We start from the raw sequence: 19,268 nt of genomic DNA, 5'->3' as shown, positions 1-19,268 counted from the left end.
AGCGTTAAGCAGAGTTTATTTCAGAAAAACGCGCAGGATAGCGAAAACCACAGCAGTCACTGCCATCGCCGCGAAGATGAAGGCGAGGGGCAGGAACAGGCTTTCCTGCACAACGCCGCTCTCGTCCAGCCGTGAGCCATAGAACACGGCTTCCGCCGCGGCGCTCAACCCGGAGAGCACGGTAAAACCGCCTGCCAGTTTCAAGATGGGTTTGGGTGTCATGATCGTCCGAACCAGCCCTCGCGGTGTGCGAGGACTTTGTACTAAACCCGATTATATGCCAAGGAAAGGCTGCGCGATGCGCGGCATCAGCCCCCTGAAGCGCAAAGGCGCGTCGGTGACGGCAAGGCAGATGCAATCTTCCGAGATATCAGCCACCGGCGTGTGGTTCAGGTCTTCACTGGCGATTTCGATATCGCCGCGCCCGAAATACCCGTCTTCGTCCTGAAACGCGCCTTTGAGCACCAGCGTCAGTTCCATACCCTTGTGGCCGTGATCGGGGATCGCTGTGCCCGCAGGGATATAGAGCAGACGGGCTGTGGCGTCTTTGGTGGTGGGCAGGATAGCCTGTTTCACACCCATGCCCACAGGCCGCCAGCGCACATTGTCCAAACCGCCTTCGACATAATCACGCAGCGGCGCAGGCAGGACCGGATCAGCGGCATCAGTCTGGGCCGGGCCCCGCGCCGTGATCTTGCTGTCTTGTGCGTGGATCATGTCAAGCACCGAAGCCAGGCTGTTGCCCGACATCGCGGCGGTGTCGCATCCGTCCAGAACGGCCCCGCCGACAGCATCAAAGCTGCCCAAGGTGGCCCGACATTCATCGCAGAGCGAAATATGCGTGGCAACGATCAGGTTGACGGCTTCGGGCAGGTCGCCAGCCGAATAGGCCATCAAGAGGTCGTTTGTCAGGTGATGTTGTACGGTCATATCAGTGTCACTTCATCGAATGGCGCAATCGGTCCAGCGCCAGTCTTATGCGGGATTTGATCGTGCCCAGTGGCAATCCGGTCTGTTCGGCGATTTCGCTATGCGACAAATCTCCGAAATAGGCCTTTTCGATCAGCTCCCTTTGTTTCGCGGGCAGATCGCGCAAAGCGCGACCCAGTTGTTCGCTCTCCTGTTGCAACCCGAGGACATCTTCCTGATCGGGCTCTGATTCAGGGCCCCATGTCAGGTCTTCGGGTTCTGGACGGCGCTGCTTGCGCAGCACGTCAATTTTCTTGTTCCGGGCGATGGTGAAGATCCATGTAGATGGACTCGCCCGCGATGCATCATAAAGATGCGCTTTGTTCCACACAGTCACGAGCGCTTCTTGCGCACATTCTTCTGCCAGCGCGGCATCCATGCCCGTCCGCATCAGAAACGCTTTGACCCGTGGAGCAAAGTGTTCAAACACACGGACAAATGCCGTTTCGTCGCGGCGGTCGCGGACCGCGACAAGGTCGTTGACCCAAGGGGCCACGCTGGTTGGTGTTCCGTCGTTCAAAGTCTTTAGTCCGATCACGGTTTCCGAGCAGAGGTCACCCATTTTGAACCCGGTGGCAACGGGCGAGGGGTCGCATCCCGACGCATAGACTGTGCTCGTCAACATAAGTGGGTTACGGCATGAGCACAGGATTGGATCAAAGATCTTTTTCTTTTTCTTTTCATCCGTCCCCCGGCGTAAAACGTAAACAAAACTAGACAGAATAAAAGCGAGACGACCATGCCCTTTGAAGCCCGCGCCAGCGCTCCCAAGAAAATTGCCATCATCGGCGCAGGGATTTCCGGGATGGGGGCCGCGCACATGCTGGCCGAAGATCACCTTGTGACACTGTTCGAGGCCGAGCCGCGCCTTGGTGGGCACGCCCGGACGATCATGGCCGGAAAAAACGGCGATCAGCCTGTGGATACCGGGTTCATCGTGTTCAACTATGCCAACTACCCGCATCTGGCGCGGTTGTTCGGATCGCTCGACGTGCCGGTCACCAAAAGCAACATGAGCTTTGGTGCGAGCCTTGATGGCGGGCGCATCGAATATGCTCTGGCCTCTATCGGGTCAGTGTTCGCACAGAAAAAAAACCTCGTGAACCCGAAATTCCTGCGGATGCTGGCGGATATTGCCAAGTTCAACAAACGCGCGACAGAGGCAACGCGCGACCGTAGCCTCAGCCTTGGTGCGTTTCTTGAGCAATTGGGAACAGGCGATTGGTTCCGCGATTGCTACCTGCTGCCGCTGACCGGGGCGATCTGGTCAACGCCGACCGACAGGGTGATGGATTTCCCTGCCCATGCGCTGGTGCAATTCATGGAGAACCACGCGCTGTTGTCCGTCTCCGGCCAGCATCAATGGTACACCGTTCAGGGCGGTTCGATCGAATATGTGGGCCGCCTTGAGGCGTCGATGAAGGCGCGCAATGTGACGTTGCGCCTTGGCGCGCCGATTGAATCCGTAAGACGCGATGGCATGGGCGCTGAGGTCAAGGCACAGGGCGCGGAGTGGGAGCGCTTTGACGAGGTGGTGTTTGCCACCCATTCCGACGACACACTGCGCCTTTTGTCAGATGCAACCCCGGCCGAGACGCGCGCCTTAGGGGCGATCACCTATCAACCGAACAAGATCGTGCTGCATGCCGATCCAAGCGTGATGCCCAAGCGGCGCATCTGCTGGTCGTCCTGGAACTATACCGAGACGGCGGCGAAAGAGATGAACGCCATTGATCTGACCTACTGGATGAACAGCCTTCAACCGATCCCGGAAAGCGATCCGCATTTCGTCACGCTCAACACCACGCGACCGATCCGCGACGAGCTGATCTACGACGAATGCACTTTGCGCCATCCTGTCTATGATCTTGAGGCGCTCGCTGCCCAAGAGATCGTGCGCGACATGAACGGTACGAACCGGACATGGTTCTGCGGGGCCTGGATGAAGAACGGTTTCCACGAAGACGGGCTTGGCAGTGCCGTTGAGGTCGTGGATGCGATCCGCGCGCGCAACGCGGCTCCGGTGGCCGCGGAATGAGCGCTGTCGATCATATCAATGGCCACACCTACCACGGGCGGAAGGGCAGCACCGCGAATGCGTTCAAGTATTCCATCGACTACGTGATGCTTGATGCCGAATCCGCGCCCAAGACCCCGTGGCTTTTCTCACGCAACGCAGGCAACCTCACGAGCCTGCAAGACCGCGATCATGGCGGCACGCCGGGTTGTGGGCGCGGGGCCGTTTGGGCGCGCGAGGTTCTTGCGGCGCATCAGGTGCAGGCCGAGGGGCGGCTGATGTTGCTCGCGCAGCCGAGGATGTTGGGGCATGTGTTCAACCCGGTGTCCTTCTGGCTGGCGCATGACGCGGCGGACCATCTGGTCGCGGTGATTGCCGAAGTGTCGAACACTTTTGGCGACCGTCATTCCTATCTGTGCCGCAAACCGGGCAATACGCCCATCGGCCCATCGGACAGGTTGCAGGCCACCAAGATTTTCTACGTGTCGCCGTTTCAGCCGGTCGAAGGCGGCTATGAATTCCGGTTCGACATTCGGCCTGACAAAATCGGCATCTGGATCGACTATACCCAAGGGGAAGGCGGGTTGATTGCCACGCTGACCGGTCCGCGCAAGACGATCAGCAACGGGTCAATCCTGTGGTCCGTGCTGCGCCGTCCATTCGGGTCGCGCCGGGTGTTGGCCCTTATTCATTGGCAGGCTCTCAAGCTGTGGTGGAAGGGATCGCGCTATCGCACCCGCCCCGAGCCACCCTTGGAAGAAGTCAGCCAGTAATGGCGTCTGATCGGCAAAATCTTGGGGGATACGCGGTCTTCGCGGCGGTCCTCGCGGCGGCAGGTTTGCCGATCTATATTCATGCGCCGAAATTCTATGTCGATGAATATGGTGTGAGCCTTGCCGCCCTTGGTACGGTTCTGTTCATCCTGCGTCTGATCGATGTGGTGCAAGACCCGCTTTTGGGCAAGCTGGCCGTTGCGGTCCGCCGGTTTCAAGGCCTCGCGGTCGCGCTGACATTGGTCATCATGGGGGCGGCCATGATCGGGTTGTTCGCGGTGACGCCCCCGACCAACCCGGTGGTGTGGTTCGCGGTGATGCTGACGCTGGTGTTTTCCGCGTTCAGCTTTCTGACCATCAACTTTTATGCGCGCGGGGTGCAGAAAGCGAAAACGCTGGGGGGGGATACGGGCTATCTTCGGCTGGCCCGGTGGCGCGAGACCGGCGCGTTGCTGGGGGTGTGCGTGGCCTCGGTTCTGCCGTCGATCTTTCTTGCGCTCGCATGGCCGGACTTTGAGACCTATGCCGGGGTCTTTGCGGTGGCCTGCCTGATTGCGGGCGTTGCCATGCACAATGAATGGCGCGGTGCAACGACCGAGCCGTCGGCAGGGTTTGGCGTCGTCCTCAGGGACCAGATTTCGCGCCGCTTGCTGCTTATTGCGCTGGTCAATGCAGCCCCGGTTGCAGTGAGTTCGACGCTATTCCTGTTCTTTGTGGAAAGCCGTCTGAACGCGCCGGGCTGGGAAGGGCCGCTTTTGCTGCTGTTCTTCGTGGCGGCTGCGGCGGCGGCTCCGCTCTGGGGCGCGTTGGCCGAACGGGTGGGGGCCAAACCGGCGCTTTTGGCGGCGATGGTTCTGGCAATCCTCGCGTTCAGCTTTGCCCTGATGTTGGGCAGCGGCGACACGGTCTGGTTCGCGCTGATCTGTCTGGCATCCGGGGCTGCGGTCGGGGCGGATCTGACACTGCTGCCAGCGGTGTTCGCCCGCCGCATGGAAACGGTTGCCCCCAATGCATCCGAAGGGTTTGCGCTTTGGGGCTTCGTGTCGAAATTCACGCTGGCCTTTGCGGCCATCGCGCTGTTGCCGATCCTCGAAGCCAGCGGTTTCGTGTCCGGTGCGGACAACAGCGATACGTCTTTGACTACACTGACTTTGCTCTACGCAGGGGTTCCCTGTGCGTTGAAACTGGTGGCGATCGGACTTCTGATCGCAACACCGCTAGGAAAGGAATGACGTCATGGAGACAGTCTTTCTCGTATTTCTCGGAGCAAGCCTGATGCTCTTCCTTGGATACCTCAAAAGCAGGTATTTCGGGTTTTACGGTCAAACCCCGGCTGATTATGCCAATGCCAAAGGCGAGGTTTTTGACCTGCGCACCCATCTGAACGGACCGATTGTCTGTGAGGGTGTGATCTACGGTCCGACGGGCCGCGTCACCTCGCGGTTTGTGGGGGATTTCATGGCCAAATGGACCGGCAATAAGGGCGTTATGACCGAACGGTTTGTCTATGACAGCGGCGATGAGGTGCTGCGCGAATGGAATCTCACGCTTGGCAATGACGGGCGAATCCGGGCCACGGCATCGGATGTCGTGGGCGAAGGCGAAGGCGTGCAAAGCGGGCCAACAGTGCAGCTCAAGTACAAGTACAAGCTGCCCGAGGCACAGGGCGGGCATGTTCTGGACACCACGGACTGGATGTATCTTGCCCCGAATGGAACCATCGTGAACCGCAGTCAGTTTCGCAAATACGGAATCAAGGTGGCTGAACTTGTGGCCACGATGCGCAGGAAGGAAGCGGCGTGAGCGATTGGGTTGGCAAACGGTATTGGTTGGTAGGCGCAAGCGAAGGTCTTGGCGCCGCCTTGGCGCACAAGATGAGCGCGGCGGGTGTCCACCTCGTGTTGTCGGCCCGGAGCGAAGACAAGCTGAAAGACCTTGCCGCCGCTTTGCCGGGACGGGCGGATGTGGTGACGGTGGATGTGTCGGACGCCGAGTCGGTCAAGGCCGCCGCCGAGGCTGTGGGCGAGATTGACGGGGTTGTGCAGATTGCCGGTGTCTATTGGCCGTTCGGAGCCAAAAACTGGGATGCGGATCAGGCGACTGCGATGGCGGATATCAATTTCACCGGCGCGATGCGGTTGATGGGGGCAGTGGTGCCAAAATTCGTAGAGCGCGACGCGGGGCATATCGTTCTGACCGGATCGCTTTCGGGGTTCCGGGGCCTGCCCGGAGCGGCGGCATACACCGCGTCCAAGGCCGGGGTCATGACCTTGGCAGAATCGCTATACGCGGACCTGCACAGGACAAATGTGCGCGTTCAGCTGGTCAATCCGGGATTTGTGAAGACCCGTCTGACCGACAAGAATGATTTCAACATGCCGTTTATCATGGAGCCGGACGACGCCGCGCGCGAATTTTTCGAGCATATGAACACAGATGCGTTCAAGCGCAGTTTCCCGACGCTGTTTTCATGGGTGTTCCGGGGCAGTCAGTTCTTGCCGGACTGGCTCTATTATCGGCTGTTTGCGTAGGATCAAAGCAGCCGCGGTTTTTGTGGCCCATGGTCAGCCCACGATTATGGGAGATTTGGGATGCAACATATCAGTGCCAACAAGGTCGCCGCTGTCATTGTGATGGCGCGCGAACTGGGCCGGGCCGAGGGCGAAATGCGCGGCCTTGTCGACCGAATGACCGAAGAAGAACAGGCCGCGCTGGTCACCGTCATGTGGATCGGGCGCGGTGCCTTCGAGGTTGAAGAATGGGACGAGGCATTCGAGACCGCAATGAACGAAGCCACGACGCCCACCGCCGATTACCTGATCGGGACACCGCATCTGGCGGATCACCTTGAGGCGGGTTTGGACGCGCTGGGCATTTCGGCGACCGATGCTGAAAGCGATGTGATGGGGCGCTAGCGCAGCGCCCGCCCTTTGAGGATCGCGTCCGGGCCGAACTTGTCCCGAATGGCATCCGTCGCTCGTTCGGCCTGCGCGCGTTTCACCCCCTGCGGATCAAGCAGATCGCCAGAGACATCCGCACCGTCTGCCGGGCTAAGGTCGCTGATGCCGGTGCCGATCAACCGGTAGGGGCCTTGATCGCCGACCTGATCGAACAGCGCGCGGGTGGTGCGATAGATGCGGTCCGCGATCTGGGTTGGATCGGACAGCGACAGGCGTTTTGTCACCAGCGTGAAGTTTGATCGTTTCAGTTTGAGAGTGACCACGCGCCCGGCAAGGTTCTTGGCCTTGGCGCGGTCCGAGACCTTTTCGCTCATCCGCCAAAGATGGCCGTCCAGCAGGTCTGGATCGCTGGTGTCTTCATGAAACGTGGTCTCGTTCGAGATGGATTTCATCGGGCTGTGGGCCGAGACGCGCCTGCTGTCCTGTCCACGGGCAAGGTGCCAAAGGCGATGGCCCATTGTGCCAAAGCGGTGGGTCAGATCATCAAGTTCCCAGCGCAGCAGATCGTCAAAGGTGCGGATGCCCGCGCGGTCCAGCGAATCTTGTGTGGCGGTGCCAACACCCCAGATCATGCGAACGGATTTCGGGCGCAGGAAGCTTTGGGTTTCGGCCTTGCCGATCACCGAAAACCCGCGTGGTTTGTCGAGATCGGACGCGATCTTGGCGAGAAACTTGTTGTGACTGAGGCCGACGGACCCTGTGAGTCGCAGCTCTTGGCGCATGCGTTTGACCAGGCGCGCCATCATGACGGCCGGGGGGTGCCCGTGCAGACGTGTGGTGCCGGTCAGGTCGATGAACGCTTCGTCCAGTGACAAGGGTTCAATGGACGGGGTCAGTTCCTCCATCAGTTGTCGGATCGCGCGGGAGGCCTCGGCATAGGCCTCCATGCGCGGTTTCACGATCACCGCGTCCGGGCACAGCTTGAGCGCCTGAAACATCGGCATGGCAGACCGAACGCCCTTGATCCGCGCGACATAGCAGGCGGTCGACACCACACCACGCCGCCCGCCGCCGATGATGACCGGCTTGTCGGCCAGATCGGGGTTGTCGCGCTTTTCGACCGAGGCGTAGAACGCATCGCAATCCATGTGTGCGATGCTCAGGTCATAGAGTTCGGGATGGGCCAGCACACGCGGAGAACGGCAGGCGGGGCAGCGCGCACCGGCGTCAAATTCGGACAGGCAATCGCGGCACAGGGCAGGCATGGGGTTGGGGTATCCAGCTTTACTGTGGCAGGATACACCCAAGTTGAGGCGCAAAAAAGGGTGGTCATGATCGCGTTTGGCGGGGCAAAGCTTATCCTGTTTATCGGTCACAGCATTGTTGTGCTGCGCCGGGATGACAGGCCCGACATTCCGTGGCCCGGTCGGCTTGATCTGCCGGGCGGGGGCCGCGAGGGGCAAGAAACCCCCGAGGCCTGTGTGCTGCGCGAGACGTTTGAAGAGGTTGGCCTGATGCTTGGTCCCGACGATCTGGTCTGGTGCAACCGGTTCAAGCGTGGGGTGTTCTTTGCCGCGCATCTGCCAGCAGGAGCGGACGCGCGGATTGTGTTTGGATCAGAGGGACAGGGCTGGGCCTTGATGGACCCGCTGGCCTATGTGCGCCACCCCGAGGCGATTCCGCATTTCGCGCAGATGGTGCAGGCGTACCTGTCTGAAGGCCGTGTTTGAGGCCATGCCGAACCGGGTAATGAAACTTGCCCATGGGCAAGTTTTCCTGCGAGCCATTGAAATTGCAGGCGGAAAAATTTGCGTTAAGCCCTTGTTAACGCGTTCAAACTGCCTGCATTTCGGCGACAATGGCCTGTGCTGCGGCACGCGGATCATCGGCTTGCCAGACCGGGCGACCGACAACAATGTGATCCGCGCCGTTCCTTATCGCATTGGCTGGCGTCGCCACGCGTTTTTGATCCCCCAGATCGGCCCCGGCGGGGCGCACACCCGGCGTCACGATCAACCGGCCTGCCGCTTCGGGCAATGCACGGATCAGGGCCGCTTCGTTGGGGGATGAAATCACTCCGTCCGCGCCCGCGTCAAACGCACGGCCTGCACGCTCGGCCACCAGATCGGGGATCGCGCCGTCGCGGATCAGGCTTTCGTCAAGATCGGAGCGTTCAAGCGACGTCAGGATCGTCACCGCGAGGATCTTGAGATCCGAGCCCGCTGCGCCTTCTTTGGCGGCGCGCACGACATGGGGGTCGCCGTGCACGGTCAGGAAATCCAGATCATACTGCGCCAACCCGCGCACGGCGGCTTCGACCGTTGCGCCGATGTCAAAAAGCTTCATATCGAGAAAGACGCGCTTGCCCTGCTCTTGCTTGAGCTCGTTTGCCAGGGCCAATCCGCCGCCGGTCAGCATGCCAAGGCCGATTTTGTAAAATGAGACCGCATCGCCAAGCGTTTCGGCAAGCGCAAGGCCGCTCAGGGCATTTGGCACATCCAGTGCAACGATCAATCGGTCATCTGACATGGCAAGGTCCTTTGCAAGATTTGCTCCGTCTTAGCCACATGCGGCCAAGGGTCAAGGAACAACCCGGTCGCCTTTGGCGTCGTCCGGCACGCGCCGAGGCATCCAGGCGATATCGGCAAACGTCGCCTTGGGCGGGGTTGGAACCTCTTGAATGGTGGCGATTGTGCCCCCATTTATTTTCCGAAGGCCCTGACCAGGAACGTGCCGCACGCGGGCGTTTCATCCACCGGGGCGCTTAACATGAAGGAGAATGCCATGAACTTAGAAAAGTTCACGGAGCGGTCGCGCGGTTTCATCCAAGCGGCGCAAACGATTGCAATGCGGGAAAGCCATCAGCGGCTTGCACCCGAGCACATCCTCAAAGCGTTGATGGACGACGAACAGGGCTTGGCCTCTAACCTGATCCAGCGTTCGGGCGGTGCCCCGCAGCGGGTGGTGCAGGCGTTGGATGGCAAGATCGCCAAGATCCCGAAAGTGTCGGGCGATGCTGGTCAGGTGTTCCTTGACAGTGCGACTGGCAAGGTTCTGGACGAAGCCGAAAAGATTGCCACCAAAGCGGGGGACAGCTTTGTTCCGGTTGAGCGGATTTTGATGGCGTTGGCGATGGTCAAAAGCCCCGCCAAAGAAGCGCTTGAGGCGGGGGCTGTGAACGCGCAGGCGTTGAACACGGCGATCAATGATATCCGCAAGGGCCGCACCGCCGACAGCGCCAGTGCCGAGGACCAGTATGAGGCGCTCAAGAAATACACGCTTGATCTGACCGAACGTGCGCGTGAGGGCAAGATTGACCCTATCATCGGACGCGACGACGAAATTCGCCGCGCGATGCAGGTGTTGAGCCGTCGGACCAAGAACAACCCCGTTCTGATCGGGGAACCGGGCGTGGGGAAAACCGCGATTGCCGAAGGGCTTGCCTTGCGGATCGTGAATGGCGACGTGCCGGAATCCTTGCGCAACAAGCGGCTTTTGTCGCTCGATATGGGTGCGTTGATCGCTGGGGCAAAGTACCGGGGCGAATTCGAAGAGCGTCTCAAAGGTATCCTGTCCGAAGTCACAACAGCGGCGGGCGAAATCATTCTGTTCATCGACGAGATGCACACGCTTGTCGGTGCGGGCAAGGCCGATGGTGCGATGGATGCGTCCAACCTGTTGAAACCCGCTTTGGCACGGGGCGAATTGCACTGTGTGGGTGCCACGACGCTTGATGAGTATCGCAAACACGTTGAAAAAGACGCGGCCCTTGCGCGGCGGTTCCAGCCGGTCATGGTGCAGGAACCCACGGTCGAGGACACGATCAGCATTTTGCGCGGCATCAAGGAAAAGTACGAACTGCACCACGGTGTGCGGATTTCGGACAGTGCCTTGGTGGCGGCGGCGACGCTGTCGCATCGCTATATCACCGACCGTTTCCTGCCGGACAAAGCCATCGACCTGATGGATGAGGCAGCCGCGCGTCTGCGGATGGAAGTGGACAGCAAGCCCGAGGAGCTGGACAATCTGGACCGCGATATCCTGCAAAAGCAGATCGAGGCCGAAGCCCTGCGGCTTGAGGACGATCAGGCGTCGAAAGACCGGCTTGCCAAACTTGAAAAGGATTTGGCCGATCTTCAGCAACGTTCGGCCGAGATGACGGCCAAGTGGCAGGCGGAGCGGGACAAGCTGGCCTCTGCGCGGGATGTGAAGGAACAGTTGGACCGTGCGCGTGCCGAGCTTGAGATCGCCAAGCGCGAAGGCAACCTCGCCAAGGCGGGTGAGCTGTCTTACGGCGTGATCCCCGGACTGGAAAAGCAGTTGTCCGAGGCCGAGTCTGCGGATGACGATGTCATGGTCGAGGAGGCCGTGCGCCCCGAACAGATCGCGGGTGTTGTCGAACGCTGGACCGGGATTCCGACGTCAAGGATGCTTGAAGGTGAGCGCGACAAGCTGTTGCGGATGGAAGAGGGGCTTCACAAGCGGGTCATTGGTCAGGATCAGGCGGTCAAGGCGATTGCCAATGCGGTGCGCCGTGCGCGGGCGGGTCTGAACGATGAGAACCGGCCATTGGGGTCGTTTCTGTTTCTTGGGCCAACCGGCGTGGGTAAAACCGAGCTGACCAAGGCTGTGGCCGAGTTCCTGTTCGACGATGACAACGCGATGGTGCGGGTCGACATGTCCGAGTTCATGGAAAAACATGCCGTGTCGCGTCTGATCGGGGCGCCTCCGGGGTATGTTGGCTATGATGAAGGTGGCGTCCTGACCGAGGCCGTGCGGCGGCGTCCCTATCAGGTCGTGCTGTTCGACGAGGTCGAAAAGGCGCACCCGGATGTGTTCAACGTGCTGTTGCAGGTTTTGGACGATGGCGTTCTGACCGATGGTCAGGGCCGGACCGTGGATTTCAAGCAGACCTTGATCGTGTTGACCTCGAACCTTGGGTCACAAGCCCTGTCGCAATTGCCGGACGGCGCTGACCCCAGTCAGGCCAAGCGCGATGTGATGGACGCGGTGCGGGCGCATTTCCGCCCCGAGTTCCTCAACCGTCTGGATGAGACCGTGATCTTCGACCGGCTCAAGCGTGAGGACATGCACGGGATCGTGGATATCCAGATGGCACGGCTTCTCAAGCGTCTTGCGGCGCGCAAGATCGACCTGCAACTGGATGATGGCGCCCGCAAGTGGCTGGCCGATGAAGGCTATGACCCGGTTTTCGGGGCGCGTCCGTTGAAGCGTGTGATCCAGCGTGCGTTGCAGGATCCGCTGGCCGAAATGTTGCTGGCGGGGGATGTTGCGGATGGTGATCTGGTGCCGGTGACGGCCGGGTCCGAAGGGCTGATTATCGGCGACCGCGTTGCGGCGTCGAACCGGCCCCGCCCAGATGATGCCGTGGTGCATTGACGATACCTTGGAGGGGTGGGCAGAATTGCCCACCCTACGCATTTGGGGGCATACGACGTTCTTTGTTTGCCCCATACAAAATATTGATCTAGACAGATACGAACCCACAATCAGAGGTGAGTCATGAGTGCCGCGGACGATCTGCGCAAATTTCTGGGCGACGACCGTTTTGCCACTGTCATGGCAGACCCGCCGTGGCGGTTTCAGAACCGGACTGGAAAGATAGCGCCCGAACATAAACGTCTGGCGCGCTATCCCACGATGGAGCTTGACGAGATTTGCGCGCTGCCGGTGGCAGAAAGCCTTGAGGACCGCGCGCATTGCTACCTGTGGGTGCCAAACGCGCTTTTGCCCGACGGGCTTCAGGTGTTGAAGGCGTGGGGCTTTGAATACAAGTCCAACATTATCTGGGAAAAAGTGCGCAAAGATGGCGGGCCGGATGGGCGCGGTGTGGGGTTTTATTTCCGCAATGTGACCGAAATTCTGCTGTTCGGGGTGCGCGGCAAGGATGTGCGCACATTGGGGCCGGGACGGTCGCAGGTGAACTACATTGAGGCGGACGAACCGGATGGTGACGTGCTCAAGACGCGCAAGCGCGAGCATAGCCGCAAGCCGGATGAGCAGTACAAGATCATCGAAAGCTGTTCCTGGGGTCCGTATCTTGAGCTTTTCGGGCGCGGTGTTCGGGACGGCTGGACCGTCTGGGGCAATCAGGCGAGCGACGATTACAAACCAACCTGGAAGACCTACAAACATAACTCGGGCGTTGCCGCAGCCGAGTGATCACTCGGCCACGATCGACGCAGGCAATCCGATCAGCAAGAGCGGGCACGGATTGCCGACACCGCGGTCGATCCGATCCTTGAGCTTTTGCCAATGGGTCGTGGCCGCACCGAATTTGTCGCTGACAAAGTGCTTTGAAAACGCCTCGGCAAAGGGGATTTTCTGGTCGATCAGCTTTTGAACCGCGTCGCGCTGGCGCTTGGTTCGGTCTTTCATCCCAAACGCCTCGACCATCTCGGTCTCGTCCAGAAAGTCATGTTTTTCGATGCAGCGCTGGATGATGCCGCGCATGTCGGCCTGAAGGCTTGCGCCGCGCGTGATCAGAACGCCGACGGAAATCGCGGATTGCGCGTGCAGACGTTGGAAGTTCTCCAGATCACGGTCGAAGAACGGATCCTTGTTGTTCCATTCGATCTCAAGCGCGACCTTGCCCAGATCGGTGCTGCGCACATGGTCGATCTCGTGACTGTGCGACACGGTTTCCCGACCATCGACGATCATGCGAAAATCGAAGGTGTGTTTTGGCCAACTGGCCTCGGTCAGGCGCTTGCGGAGCCGTTGCGTGGACTGCGCTTCGCCGCCGCCGGACCCGATCAGTTCTTCGGCGGGGATGGTCAGATCGAGCAGCGCATCAATCAATTCATCGGCCACGGTCGGGAAATCGACCGATAGGATCGCGCCCGCATGGTTGCGGACGACAAGGTCAAATCCCTGATCTGAAAGGCGTTCAAACATGGTGCGACCCTATCAAAGCGACGGGGTGCAGCAAGGGAGCTGCGCCAGACATCCGCTAGGCCAGCCAGGCCAGTGAAACGAGGGACAGCGTGGATGTCCAGATGATCACAGGCGCGATGGTGTCGGTGCGTACGCCGTGCAACATCGCCAGTGCAAAGGCCATCGCCCCGGATGGGCCCGCGGCACTGAGCACCAGAAGCGCGTTCCAGTCGGCGGGTCGGTCCCCGATGTGCAAGGCCGACCAGATCAGAATGGGGAACGCCAGCAGCTTGAGCCCCGACATCACATACACCGCCCCGTTGGGCACCAGCGTTTGTCCCGACAGGATCACCCCGAGCGCAAAGAGCGTCAGGGGGGCTGCACCCACGCCGGCAAAGTGCATGGCGGTCAGAATGGGTTCGGGGGTGGGAATGGCCAGCAGGTTGCCGAGGCTTCCCACGACGATGGCGATCAGAACCGGGTTGGTCGCCACACGGCGCACCGACCGCAGGGGCGCGACATTTCGGTTGGCCAGCAGATCGGTGGTGATGATGAAGAAGGCAAAGGTAAAGGCCGAATCCCATGCCACCACGGCTGTGACGGGCAGGGCCGCCGCCTCTCCGTAGATCAGGTAGGAGATTGGCCAGATATAGAGCAGCGTGTTCACGAAGATGGTGGCCATCGCCAGCAGCCACGCTTCGAGTGTTTCGCGCTGAAAGACCTTGCGTGCAATGAAGAAGGCGACTGTGAACAGTGCGATCTGACAGGTTGCGTAAAGTGCTATGGCGTCAAAGCGGAAAGACGACCAGTTGAGGTTGTTGACCAGCGAAAAGATCAGCGCCGGTTGCAGCACCAGAAATGCTACGCGGTTGATGGCCGCCGCTTCGTCGCGGGACACCTTGCCAAAGCGCCCGAGCAGAAAGCCGAGCGCCAGCATGGAGAAAACCGGCAAGATGTCATGTGTGAGGACTTGGAACATGGCACGGTGATAGTGCAAGCCCAAGGTGAACGCACGGGGCGTTTTGGTCGTATGTTTGTCTATCTTTAGAACGGTAAAAGGGGCCCCGAAGGAGCCCCTTTGTTGTGTCGAAATCTCGGTAGATTACATGCCGGGCATGATCACCTTGTCGATGACGTGGATCACGCCGTTCGATGTTTCGATGTCGGCGGTGACGACGTTTGCGTCTTGCACCATGACGCCATTGTCGAGGTCGATCATCACGTTGGAGCCCTGAACGGTCGCCGCTTCCATATCATCGGTGAGGTCTGTCGACATCACTTTGCCGGCGATGACGTGATAGGTCAGGATCGCAACAAGCTGATCCTTGTTCTCGGGCAGAAGCAGGCTTTCGACGGTGCCTTCCGGCAGCGCTGCGAAGGCTTCATCTGTCGGGGCGAATACGGTGAACGGGCCTTCGCCTTTCAGCGTGTCAACCAAACCAGCGGCCTGAACAGCAGCGACGAGCGTTCCGAATGAGCCTGCGTCGATTGCGGTGTCGACGATGTCCTTGGAATGACCAGCCGCGAATGCGGCGGTGCTTGCAAGCATCGAGGCTGTGGCGGTGAGGGCGATTACTGTCTTACGAAACATTTGGTTCGTCCTTTTGTCATACATTGCGATGTGTCTCGCACATCTGAACTTTAAACGCGCGAAAGACAGCTTTGGATCTGCGGGGGTTTCCGCCTACGCGCCTTGACAAAAAGGGCTTGCCGCCTAAGCAACAAGTCTTTGACGTTTCAAGTGAATTTCTTGTGATCCGGCGTCAGCATTCCGTCATCATTCGATGCCGATTGCCGCCCTTGCGAGGCTGTCCAAGGTCGCTTCGACCTGCTTCATCGGGCCGTCTGGAAATGTGCGGAACCCGATTGTGGTGATGTCGGGTGTGTCGGGGCGGACCATGACGAAAATATCGTAGGGGCAGAACACGATGTTCATCGGATCAGCCTCCATCACCTCGCGGGAGATCTGCGCCGAACAAAAGCTGAAGATATCGGCATGGAGGTACAGCGTGACGTCGGACCCCACATCCCCCTTGGTCCGTTCCAGCATATCGCCGGTGTGGCTGACATGGTCGATCACCAAGCCCGCATCGACAATGGCGCTTTCCAGACCAAAGGTGACATCATCAAAGGACTGGTCGGTGTCATAGGTGATCATGTCGGCAGCAAGCGCTGTTGATGCCGCTAATGTCAGTGCCAGAGAAGCGAGCAAGCGTTTCATGGGGTCTCCTTTTGTGGCAAGCCTTGCCGTGTGGATATGGCGTTGGGGCAGTCTAGTCTGACCTTGGCGTCAAATGCAATGAATCGAATGTGAGGGAAGTATGGGTGTCGCCATGTATGCGTTGCAGTTTTTGGCTGTTCTTCTTGTTGCGGTGATCGGCCTTGTGTTGCTGGTTGCGGTGGGGCTTGGCATTGCCGACCGGCTGCAAACAAGCGACGCGATCCGGCGCAATTATCCGGTGCTGGGACGGTTCCGTGGCGCGTTCTCAACGTTGGGAGAGTTCTTTCGGCAGTATTTCTTTGCGATGGACCGCGAGGAGCTGCCGTTCAACCGCGCGCAACGCGAATGGGTCAAGCGGTCTGCCGAAGGGCATGGCAATACGGTAGCATTCGGATCAACCCGGAACACTGCGATTGTCGGAACTCCGATTTTCGTCAATGCGCCGTTCCCGCCATTGGACAACCAGTTTGCCAGCTCTGAGCCCAAAGTCATCGGGCCGGGCGCGCGCGTTCCGTACACCGCGACGTCGTTCTTCAATCTGTCGGGCATGAGCTATGGTGCGATTTCCAAGCCAGCGGTGCGCGCCCTGAGCAAAGGTGCGAAACGGGCTGGAATATGGATGAACACCGGGGAGGGTGGTTTGTCGCCGTATCACCTTGAGGGTGGGTGCGACATTGTCTTTCAGATCGGCACCGCAAAATACGGGGTTCGGGATGCGACGGGTGCGCTGGACGAGGCCAAGCTGCGCGAGGTGGCGGCGCATGACACCGTGCGCATGTTCGAGATCAAGCTGAGCCAAGGTGCCAAGCCGGGCAAGGGCGGTATTCTGCCCGGTGCAAAGATCACCCCCGAGATCGCCCGCATTCGCGGTATTCCCGTTGGGCAGGACAGTATCTCTCCGAACCGTCATGAAGAGGTGGATGATTGGGATGATCTGCTTACCCTGATCGCGCGGGTGCGCGAGGTGACGGGCAAACCGACGGGCATCAAGATGTGTGTCGGGTCAGAAGAGGGTGTTGTTGGCCTGTTTGATGCAGTGGCTGCGCGGGGCGATGCGGATGCTCCGGATTTCATCACTCTCGATGGGGGCGAAGGAGGCACCGGTGCGGCACCCATGCCGTTGATTGATCTGGTTGGCATGAGCATCCGCGAGGCGCTGCCGATGGTGGCGAACTTGCGCAATGCCTACGGGCTGCGTGACCGTATCCTCTTGGTGGCGAGTGGAAAGCTGGTAAATCCCGGCGATGTCGCCTGGGCGCTGGCAACGGGCGCGGATTTCGTGACCAACGCGCGGGGATTCATGTTCGCGCTGGGCTGCATTCAGGCATTGAAGTGTAACCGCAACACCTGTCCCACCGGGATCACCACGCATAATCCACGTTTTCAGGCCGGACTTGTGGTTACCGACAAGGAAGTGCGCGTGGCAGCTTATGCCAAGGAGATTATCAAAGAGGTCGAGACCATCGCCCATTCGGTGGGCGTTGCCGAACCGCGCCTCATGCGCCGCAGCCATGTGCGGGTCGTACAGCCGGACGGGCGGTCGATCCTGATGTCGGATTTATGGCCACAACACCCGCTCAGGTGATGGGCGTGGGCTGGTGGTTCAACACGGAGGGTGCGCCCAAACATTTCAAACGCACCACGCCAATGTGAGACGAGTTGGTTTGGACCCAAAGCCCTGTGCCTCTATATGCAGTATCAACACAGCATAGAGGGCAACATGGCATACCGTTGGAAAAACACTCTTACATCCAAAGACGTCACCCCGCATGCGGCGTTCCTGAACCGGCGTCAATGGATGGCGGGCGCTGCGGCGGGTGCGATCGCTGGTGCCATGCCTCTGACCGCCCGGGCGCAGGACGCGTTGGTGCCCAACACGTTCGAAGAGATCACCAATTACTGCAACTACTATGAGTTCGGCACCGGCAAGGAAGACCCGCCGCGCTATGCGCAGGCGCTGACCATTGATCCCTGGACGGTGCGGATCGACGGGCTTGTCGACAAGCCTGGGGATTACAGCTTTGCCGACATCCTGTCGCAGATGACCATAGAAGAACGCATCTACCGCTTCCGCTGTGTTGAGGCGTGGTCGATGGTGGTGCCGTGGAACGGGTTCGAACTGGCTGACCTGTTGAATTGGGTCGGCGTGCAATCCTCTGCGAACTATGTCGCGTTCGAAACTGTTCTGCGGCCAGATGAAATGCCCGGCGTGGCCAGCCCCGTTCTGGACTGGCCCTATGTCGAAGGGCTGCGCCTTGACGAGGCGATGCACCCGCTGACCATGATGGCGACCGGGATCTACGGTCAGGATATTCCGAAGCAGAACGGTGCCCCGATGCGTCTGGTGGTGCCATGGAAATACGGTTTCAAGTCGATCAAGTCGGTGGTGCGGATCACCCTGACCGAACAAGAGCCCCCTGCAAGCTGGAACGTGTCAAACGCGCGCGAATACGGGTTCTACAGCAACGTCAATCCAGAGGTGGATCACCCACGCTGGTCGCAAGCCACCGAGCGGTTGATCGGCGGTGGCCTGTTCGCAAAGCGGCAGCCGACATTGATGTTCAACGGCTATGAAGAAGAGGTGGCCAGCCTGTACGAGGGTATGGACCTTCGGGAGTTCTTCTGACCGGTGGGTGATATGGTGAACTCTGTGCTGCGCCGCGTGCCGGCTTGGGTGCTTTATGTGTTGGCCCCTGTGCCGGTGGTCTGGATTTTCTATCTGGGTCTGACAGGGGGCTTGGGCGTTGATCCGGCCAAGCGGATCGAACACGAACTTGGCCTCTGGACGCTGTGGCTCTTGATTGCCGGGTTGGCGATCACGCCATTGCGCCGATGGGCTGGTGTGAACCTTCTCAAGTTCCGCAGGGCCATTGGGGTGATCACCTTCTTTTACCTGCTGGCCCATCTGCTGACATGGTTGGTGCTGGACGTGCAGTTTCAGAACGTCTGGGCGGATATCGTAAAGCGGTGGTACATCACTGTTGGGATGGTCGGGTTTGTCCTGATGCTGCCGCTTGCGTTGACCTCCAACAACTGGAGCGTGCGCAGGCTCGGGGCGGCCACATGGCGCGCATTGCACAAGCTGGTTTATCCGATTGCAGTGTTTGGCGCGTTGCATTTCCTGTTGTTGGTAAAGGGGTTCCAATGGGAGCCGATCCTCTATGCGCTGGTGATCATGGCCCTTCTGGCAACACGCGTGAACTGGTCCGACGTTGCGAGCCGGGCAAACCTGGCCCGAGGTTAGGCTGCATTCGTTATGTGTGGGCTACTTATAGCGGTGTGCTGAAGGTAGCCCTCAACATCTGGTAGCACCCTCACAATGCATCACCTGAGCGCACCTCAGCGAAAGAAAATGTCCCCAACGCTCTGAAAATAAGCGTGAAAAAGAAAAGCTGCGAATTATTTGGTTTTCGTCATTTTTCTTCTTGCGGACATCCTGCGGTGACTCTAAATACCCCTTCACCGGCGCTGCTGAGGCGGACGACGGGACG

The 19,268-nt window shown here is 59.6% G+C and carries 21 protein-coding genes; 12 read left to right on the top strand and 9 right to left on the bottom strand.

Annotated features, from left to right (window positions below):
• Positions 1 to 15 precede the first annotated feature (15 nt).
• The 3 genes from ACSHXH_RS15865 to ACSHXH_RS15855 are packed head-to-tail and all read right to left on the bottom strand — an operon-like array spanning position 16 to position 1,594.
• The gene (locus tag ACSHXH_RS15865) at positions 16 to 222 is read right to left on the bottom strand and encodes a hypothetical protein (RefSeq protein ID WP_435672768.1); all 207 of its coding nucleotides are present in this window, start codon (positions 220 to 222) and stop codon (positions 16 to 18) included.
• 51 nt (positions 223 to 273) lie between these two features.
• Positions 274 to 930, bottom strand: coding sequence for a ChrR family anti-sigma-E factor (locus tag ACSHXH_RS15860; RefSeq protein WP_435672767.1), 657 nt, complete (start codon positions 928 to 930; stop codon positions 274 to 276).
• 7 nt (positions 931 to 937) lie between these two features.
• Positions 938 to 1,594, bottom strand: coding sequence for a sigma-70 family RNA polymerase sigma factor (locus tag ACSHXH_RS15855; protein WP_435672766.1), 657 nt, complete (start codon positions 1,592 to 1,594; stop codon positions 938 to 940).
• A 114-nt stretch (positions 1,595 to 1,708) separates the two neighbouring features.
• On the opposite strand from ACSHXH_RS15855, the gene ACSHXH_RS15850 reads away from it, so the two are divergent.
• The 6 genes from ACSHXH_RS15850 to ACSHXH_RS15825 are packed head-to-tail and all read left to right on the top strand — an operon-like array spanning position 1,709 to position 6,674.
• On the top strand, positions 1,709 to 3,007 hold the full coding sequence (locus ACSHXH_RS15850; RefSeq protein ID WP_435672765.1) for an NAD(P)/FAD-dependent oxidoreductase: 1,299 nt from the start codon (positions 1,709 to 1,711) through the stop codon (positions 3,005 to 3,007).
• Positions 3,004 to 3,759: a DUF1365 domain-containing protein gene (locus ACSHXH_RS15845; protein ID WP_435672764.1), complete on the top strand. Its 756-nt coding sequence runs from the start codon at positions 3,004 to 3,006 to the stop codon at positions 3,757 to 3,759. The genes ACSHXH_RS15850 and ACSHXH_RS15845 overlap by 4 nt, the downstream gene beginning before the upstream one ends.
• Positions 3,759 to 4,991: an MFS transporter gene (locus tag ACSHXH_RS15840; RefSeq protein WP_435672763.1), complete on the top strand. Its 1,233-nt coding sequence runs from the start codon at positions 3,759 to 3,761 to the stop codon at positions 4,989 to 4,991. Before ACSHXH_RS15845 ends, ACSHXH_RS15840 begins: the two co-directional genes overlap by 1 nt.
• Before the next feature lie 4 nt (positions 4,992 to 4,995).
• Complete coding sequence (locus tag ACSHXH_RS15835) at positions 4,996 to 5,562, top strand: DUF3833 family protein (protein WP_435672762.1); 567 nt, start codon at positions 4,996 to 4,998, stop codon at positions 5,560 to 5,562.
• On the top strand, positions 5,559 to 6,290 hold the full coding sequence (locus ACSHXH_RS15830) for an SDR family NAD(P)-dependent oxidoreductase (protein WP_435672761.1): 732 nt from the start codon (positions 5,559 to 5,561) through the stop codon (positions 6,288 to 6,290). Before ACSHXH_RS15835 ends, ACSHXH_RS15830 begins: the two co-directional genes overlap by 4 nt.
• 60 nt (positions 6,291 to 6,350) lie before the next feature.
• The gene (locus tag ACSHXH_RS15825) at positions 6,351 to 6,674 is read left to right on the top strand and encodes a DUF3775 domain-containing protein (RefSeq protein ID WP_435672760.1); all 324 of its coding nucleotides are present in this window, start codon (positions 6,351 to 6,353) and stop codon (positions 6,672 to 6,674) included.
• Here ACSHXH_RS15825 and ACSHXH_RS15820 read toward each other — a convergent pair.
• Positions 6,671 to 7,924 carry a DNA polymerase IV gene (locus ACSHXH_RS15820; RefSeq protein ID WP_435672759.1) on the bottom strand — a complete coding sequence of 418 codons (1,254 nt, stop codon included), beginning with the start codon at positions 7,922 to 7,924 and terminating at the stop codon, positions 6,671 to 6,673. The genes ACSHXH_RS15825 and ACSHXH_RS15820 overlap by 4 nt on opposite strands.
• A 66-nt stretch (positions 7,925 to 7,990) precedes the next feature.
• Here ACSHXH_RS15820 and ACSHXH_RS15815 point away from each other — a divergent pair, with 66 nt between their 5' ends.
• Entirely contained in the window at positions 7,991 to 8,389 is a 399-nt protein-coding gene (locus tag ACSHXH_RS15815) for an NUDIX hydrolase (RefSeq protein ID WP_435672758.1), read from the top strand.
• Positions 8,390 to 8,492: 103 nt separating this feature from the next.
• Here ACSHXH_RS15815 and pyrF read toward each other — a convergent pair whose 3' ends face one another.
• Entirely contained in the window at positions 8,493 to 9,188 is a 696-nt protein-coding gene (gene pyrF / locus ACSHXH_RS15810; protein WP_435672757.1) for an orotidine-5'-phosphate decarboxylase, read from the bottom strand.
• Between the two features lie 255 nt (positions 9,189 to 9,443).
• On the opposite strand from pyrF, the gene clpB reads away from it, so the two are divergent.
• Together clpB and ACSHXH_RS15800 are read left to right on the top strand one after the other, a co-directional pair.
• A complete protein-coding gene (gene clpB, locus ACSHXH_RS15805; RefSeq protein ID WP_435672756.1) occupies positions 9,444 to 12,059 on the top strand; it encodes an ATP-dependent chaperone ClpB in 2,616 nt (871 codons plus the stop codon).
• 123 nt (positions 12,060 to 12,182) lie between these two features.
• On the top strand, positions 12,183 to 12,842 hold the full coding sequence (locus tag ACSHXH_RS15800) for an MT-A70 family methyltransferase (protein WP_435672755.1): 660 nt from the start codon (positions 12,183 to 12,185) through the stop codon (positions 12,840 to 12,842).
• On the opposite strand, the gene ACSHXH_RS15795 is transcribed toward ACSHXH_RS15800, so the two are convergent.
• The 4 genes from ACSHXH_RS15795 to ACSHXH_RS15780 form a co-directional block, all read right to left on the bottom strand.
• Positions 12,843 to 13,577 (bottom strand): BglII/BstYI family type II restriction endonuclease, encoded by a 735-nt coding sequence (locus tag ACSHXH_RS15795; protein WP_435672754.1) that lies wholly within the window; start codon positions 13,575 to 13,577, stop codon positions 12,843 to 12,845.
• 55 nt (positions 13,578 to 13,632) lie between these two features.
• Positions 13,633 to 14,535 carry an AEC family transporter gene (locus ACSHXH_RS15790; RefSeq protein WP_435672753.1) on the bottom strand — a complete coding sequence of 301 codons (903 nt, stop codon included), beginning with the start codon at positions 14,533 to 14,535 and terminating at the stop codon, positions 13,633 to 13,635.
• Between the two features lie 123 nt (positions 14,536 to 14,658).
• Positions 14,659 to 15,147 (bottom strand): fasciclin domain-containing protein, encoded by a 489-nt coding sequence (locus ACSHXH_RS15785; RefSeq protein ID WP_435672752.1) that lies wholly within the window; start codon positions 15,145 to 15,147, stop codon positions 14,659 to 14,661.
• Positions 15,148 to 15,333: 186 nt separating this feature from the next.
• Positions 15,334 to 15,777: a DUF302 domain-containing protein gene (locus ACSHXH_RS15780; protein ID WP_435672751.1), complete on the bottom strand. Its 444-nt coding sequence runs from the start codon at positions 15,775 to 15,777 to the stop codon at positions 15,334 to 15,336.
• A gap of 100 nt (positions 15,778 to 15,877) precedes the next feature.
• Here ACSHXH_RS15780 and ACSHXH_RS15775 point away from each other — a divergent pair, with 100 nt between their 5' ends.
• From ACSHXH_RS15775 to msrQ, 3 genes are all read left to right on the top strand, one after another.
• On the top strand, positions 15,878 to 17,362 hold the full coding sequence (locus tag ACSHXH_RS15775; protein WP_435672750.1) for an FMN-binding glutamate synthase family protein: 1,485 nt from the start codon (positions 15,878 to 15,880) through the stop codon (positions 17,360 to 17,362).
• A gap of 135 nt (positions 17,363 to 17,497) precedes the next feature.
• Entirely contained in the window at positions 17,498 to 18,403 is a 906-nt protein-coding gene (msrP, locus tag ACSHXH_RS15770; RefSeq protein WP_435672749.1) for a protein-methionine-sulfoxide reductase catalytic subunit MsrP, read from the top strand.
• A gap of 12 nt (positions 18,404 to 18,415) precedes the next feature.
• On the top strand, positions 18,416 to 19,021 hold the full coding sequence (gene msrQ / locus ACSHXH_RS15765; protein WP_435672748.1) for a protein-methionine-sulfoxide reductase heme-binding subunit MsrQ: 606 nt from the start codon (positions 18,416 to 18,418) through the stop codon (positions 19,019 to 19,021).
• The last annotated feature ends 247 nt before the right edge of the window (positions 19,022 to 19,268 follow it).

The sequence above is a fragment of the Marivita sp. genome, assembly GCF_051251565.1.
Classification (GTDB): domain Bacteria; phylum Pseudomonadota; class Alphaproteobacteria; order Rhodobacterales; family Rhodobacteraceae; genus Marivita.
Note: the sequence above shows the minus strand (reverse complement) of the source record. Positions and strands in the feature narration are given on the sequence as shown.

Bases quoted from the DNA above. Each gene is read 5' to 3' on its own strand.
- pyrF (WP_435672757.1), bottom strand. From the start codon at position 9,188: ATGTCAGATGACCGATTGATCGTTGCACTGGATGTGCCAAATGCCCTG.
- clpB (WP_435672756.1), top strand. From the start codon at position 9,444: ATGAACTTAGAAAAGTTCACGGAGCGGTCGCGCGGTTTCATCCAAGCG.
- ACSHXH_RS15855 (WP_435672766.1), bottom strand. From the start codon at position 1,594: ATGTTGACGAGCACAGTCTATGCGTCGGGATGCGACCCCTCGCCCGTT.
- ACSHXH_RS15790 (WP_435672753.1), bottom strand. From the start codon at position 14,535: ATGTTCCAAGTCCTCACACATGACATCTTGCCGGTTTTCTCCATGCTG.
- ACSHXH_RS15820 (WP_435672759.1), bottom strand. From the start codon at position 7,924: ATGCCTGCCCTGTGCCGCGATTGCCTGTCCGAATTTGACGCCGGTGCG.
- ACSHXH_RS15865 (WP_435672768.1), bottom strand. From the start codon at position 222: ATGACACCCAAACCCATCTTGAAACTGGCAGGCGGTTTTACCGTGCTC.
- ACSHXH_RS15840 (WP_435672763.1), top strand. From the start codon at position 3,759: ATGGCGTCTGATCGGCAAAATCTTGGGGGATACGCGGTCTTCGCGGCG.
- ACSHXH_RS15845 (WP_435672764.1), top strand. From the start codon at position 3,004: ATGAGCGCTGTCGATCATATCAATGGCCACACCTACCACGGGCGGAAG.
- ACSHXH_RS15835 (WP_435672762.1), top strand. From the start codon at position 4,996: ATGGAGACAGTCTTTCTCGTATTTCTCGGAGCAAGCCTGATGCTCTTC.
- ACSHXH_RS15850 (WP_435672765.1), top strand. From the start codon at position 1,709: ATGCCCTTTGAAGCCCGCGCCAGCGCTCCCAAGAAAATTGCCATCATC.
- ACSHXH_RS15775 (WP_435672750.1), top strand. From the start codon at position 15,878: ATGGGTGTCGCCATGTATGCGTTGCAGTTTTTGGCTGTTCTTCTTGTT.
- msrQ (WP_435672748.1), top strand. From the start codon at position 18,416: ATGGTGAACTCTGTGCTGCGCCGCGTGCCGGCTTGGGTGCTTTATGTG.
- ACSHXH_RS15860 (WP_435672767.1), bottom strand. From the start codon at position 930: ATGACCGTACAACATCACCTGACAAACGACCTCTTGATGGCCTATTCG.
- ACSHXH_RS15795 (WP_435672754.1), bottom strand. From the start codon at position 13,577: ATGTTTGAACGCCTTTCAGATCAGGGATTTGACCTTGTCGTCCGCAAC.
- ACSHXH_RS15785 (WP_435672752.1), bottom strand. From the start codon at position 15,147: ATGTTTCGTAAGACAGTAATCGCCCTCACCGCCACAGCCTCGATGCTT.
- msrP (WP_435672749.1), top strand. From the start codon at position 17,498: ATGGCATACCGTTGGAAAAACACTCTTACATCCAAAGACGTCACCCCG.
- ACSHXH_RS15825 (WP_435672760.1), top strand. From the start codon at position 6,351: ATGCAACATATCAGTGCCAACAAGGTCGCCGCTGTCATTGTGATGGCG.
- ACSHXH_RS15800 (WP_435672755.1), top strand. From the start codon at position 12,183: ATGAGTGCCGCGGACGATCTGCGCAAATTTCTGGGCGACGACCGTTTT.
- ACSHXH_RS15815 (WP_435672758.1), top strand. From the start codon at position 7,991: ATGATCGCGTTTGGCGGGGCAAAGCTTATCCTGTTTATCGGTCACAGC.
- ACSHXH_RS15780 (WP_435672751.1), bottom strand. From the start codon at position 15,777: ATGAAACGCTTGCTCGCTTCTCTGGCACTGACATTAGCGGCATCAACA.